The sequence below is a fragment of the Thiohalomonas denitrificans genome (assembly GCF_016841685.1).
In the GTDB taxonomy this organism is placed as follows: Bacteria; Pseudomonadota; Gammaproteobacteria; order Thiohalomonadales; family Thiohalomonadaceae; genus Thiohalomonas; species Thiohalomonas denitrificans_A.
This window is the reverse complement of sequence record NZ_JAENYR010000156.1, coordinates 1-2,852: the sequence shown is the minus strand read 5'-3', so window position 1 is coordinate 2,852 and position 2,852 is coordinate 1. Positions and strand designations below refer to the sequence as shown.

Genomic DNA, 2,852 nt, shown 5'->3' with positions numbered 1-2,852 from the left:
GTCGCCGGGGCTCCTCGTAATGACAGCGGGGAGGGCAAGTTCATCAGGAGGAGCCACAGCGACGCGGCAATCTGGGGTTTGGGAGCAGGAGATTACTTCGTCGCTCAGGCTCCTCGTAATGACAGCGAGGACAAGTTCATCAGGAGCCGTACCCCCTGCGCAGCAGGGGATACGGCTATCAATGCCGGCTAAACGTTCATCACTGATCCGGGGCTGCGGAGCGGCGGATTGTCCTGGCAATGAATTCATGGAGAGCATCCGGGAATCAGGGAATCTACTGATTGAGGATAGACACCCGTTTCCCAAACGTTTGAAACAGCCGTGCGGATCAGTCGGTGCAGAGTTCACCATTGCGCAGTATCACCCCCGCACCGAAACGGCCCGCTTCCCGATCCAGCATCGATGCCAACCATTCAGTATCCGCCGGTCCCGCCCGTTCCAGACGAAAGCGGCGGGTGCGCATCGGCACCATTCGCAGGCGCTCCAGGCGCCCCGTGCCGGAGTCAAGAAAGGGAAAATACATCAGCGACAGATCACCTCGATAGGCGTCATGGCCACCGATCCCTTCGTAGTCGTTCAGAAAATCCCCGCAGCCGTAAAGGATCAGCCGCCCCCGGTGGATCTCGAATCCCTTGACGTGGTGTGAGGAGTGGCCGTGGATAAGGTCAAAGCCGGCTTCGATCAAGGCACGGGCAAAGGCCTGCTGTTCCGCAGAGATAGCGTAGCCCCAGTTACCACCCCAGTGAATGGAGGCGATGCAGAGGTCGCCCGGTGCGGCGTATTCCCGCTTCTCCTCGGCCAGTCGATCCACGTTTCGTTGGGAAAGCGCCTCCAGGAGGTTGACCCCGGAGCGCTCCTCCCCGGCCGCCCAATCATCCGGGATGCCGCTGCTGCCGGTGCCGAAACCGAACACCAGCAGACGCTGTCCCCCCGGGAGGTCCAGCACCGCCGGCGCCGCAGCCTCCTCCCGGTCGCGGCCGGCCCCCGCCGTCTTCAGGCCTGCTTTCCGCAGCGTTTCCAGAGTCTCCTCCAGACCGCTGTAGCCCCAATCAATGACATGGTTGTTGGCGAGCACACAGCAGTCGATTCGGGCCGCCGTGAGGCAGGGGGTATTGGCCGGATGCATTCGGTAGTTGATGCCCTTGCGAGGCCAGTAATCGGCGCTGGTGGTGATGCTGGTCTCGAGATTGATGATCCGGGCGTCCGGGGCGGCCGCCTCCAGCACGTCGAGAGCATCGCCCCAGATGTAGCCGAAATCCACCGGATGCGGGATCGGACCGTTGGCTATTTCGGCGAGCCTCAGGTAGTCGCGGGCATTGCGCACATAGGGCTCATGGATGATGGGATCGCCTGGATGAGGGAGTATCTGGTCGATGCCCCGCCCGGTCATGACGTCGCCGCACAGGAAAAGCTGCAACTGCCTCTGCCCGATCTCTGTCTCCGCCACGGAAATGCTCCCTGCCATGCGCCTGTTCGAAGTCTCAGAGGTGGGAGCCCGAGTGTCAAAGCGAAGATTTTTCCAATCGCCTGTGACGCCATGCGCCTTCATCGCCCGAAAATGGCACGGGGCGGGCCTGAATGCTTTACAATCCGCAAATACCGGCACAGCCGGTGGCCGCCACCCCACCCATTGACTCCGGATGCATCATGACTGCTGACACTGGACTTTCCGAGCAGGAACTCGTGGAACTCGATGACTTCCTCCTCTCCGAGGCGTGCGACGACGATGCACTGTCGGTCGATGAGGCGCACGGTTTTCTCACCGCACTGATCGTCGGACCCGAACCGGTTGCGCAAGACGTCTGGCTCCGGGGAGTTTGGGGGGAACCGCGCTTCGCCGACGAGGAGCAGGCGAAACAGATGACCGACAAGCTGGTACGTCTTTACGACAACATCGAGGCGACGCTCCGCGAGGGACATCCTTTCGAACCGCTGGTGGTCGAGGAGGAGGAAGAGGGCGAGACCTTCGAGACCTACGAGGGCTGGTGTTTCGGCTTCATGCTCGGAGTCGAGGAGCAGGAGGCGCAATGGAACCCCCTGCCCAAGGATCCGCAGGCACTGCTTGCGCCCATGGGCCAGTTGGCGCTGCTGACCTCGGACGAGGAGGAGCCCGATATGGACGAGGCCGAGTACGAGGCCTGGGTCGAACTGCTACCCGGCGCCGTCGCCGGACTCTATGCCTTTTGGCACGATGACACTCGGGACAGCGATTAGTCGCTAAACGCCTCGGCGACCACCCGGAAACGAAAATCAAGCCGGTCTCTCACCCGCAGGCCACCACCCAGTGCGGAAAACGGCTCGATACCGAATTCGCTCTGGTGCAGCGAAAAGGATCCCCGGGCCTCGAGGGACTCTGATGAGTCGACCAGAGTGACCGGCATCTCCAGCCGACGGGTCTCTCCGTGCAGCGTCAGATCGACACCGAGCCGCAGGGTATCGCCGTAACGCGCCAACGGCTCGGCACGCAGCCGGACCCAGGGATAGCGCTCCGCGTCCAGTACCTCGGTGAGCATATTTCGACGAGTGCCGCGAATGTCTTCCTGACTCAATTCGCTCTCGAACCCCGCGGCAGCGCGCAATTCGGGATCATCCACCTCCAGGTCGTACACCGACAGGTAGAGATCCACCTGCCCGCTTTCGGCCCCTTCCCCTCTTTGCACATAACCGTGCAGGCGATGGGTCGAGACCGTGTGGGCGTGACCGAGCGTGGGGGCGAGCGGGCCTTCGGGAAGGACGTCGACCACCATCAGTGAGCGCTCCGGGTCGATGCGATAGACCTCAGCCCCCTCGGCCGCAGCCTGCCGGTAGGGCTGTTCGGGAAATCCGGCAGGCGGGCCCGTCGGGGGCGGTGT

The 2,852-nt window shown here is 62.7% G+C and carries 4 protein-coding genes; 2 read left to right on the top strand and 2 right to left on the bottom strand.

The features are described 5' to 3' along the window. Positions 1–192, top strand: a 192-nt coding sequence (locus tag Q7L05_RS17315) for a hypothetical protein (RefSeq protein ID WP_303909559.1), incomplete at its 5' end; no start/stop codon positions are given. Positions 193–328: 136 nt separating this feature from the next. On the opposite strand, the gene Q7L05_RS17310 is transcribed toward Q7L05_RS17315, so the two are convergent. Then, complete coding sequence (locus Q7L05_RS17310; RefSeq protein ID WP_303909557.1) at positions 329–1,447, bottom strand: CapA family protein; 1,119 nt, start codon at positions 1,445–1,447, stop codon at positions 329–331. 200 nt (positions 1,448–1,647) lie between these two features. Here Q7L05_RS17310 and Q7L05_RS17305 point away from each other — a divergent pair, with 200 nt between their 5' ends. Beyond that, complete coding sequence (locus tag Q7L05_RS17305; RefSeq protein ID WP_303909555.1) at positions 1,648–2,214, top strand: YecA/YgfB family protein; 567 nt, start codon at positions 1,648–1,650, stop codon at positions 2,212–2,214. Here the strand turns inward: Q7L05_RS17305 and Q7L05_RS17300 are convergent. Further along, positions 2,211–2,852 (bottom strand): YceI family protein (locus tag Q7L05_RS17300; RefSeq protein WP_303909553.1); only part of this gene is annotated, 642 nt, incomplete at its 5' end. The two genes, Q7L05_RS17305 and Q7L05_RS17300, sit on opposite strands and share 4 nt — an antisense overlap.

Excerpts from the sequence above, each read along its gene's own strand:
- Q7L05_RS17305 (WP_303909555.1), top strand. The coding sequence starts at position 1,648 with ATGACTGCTGACACTGGACTTTCCGAGCAGGAACTCGTGGAACTCGAT.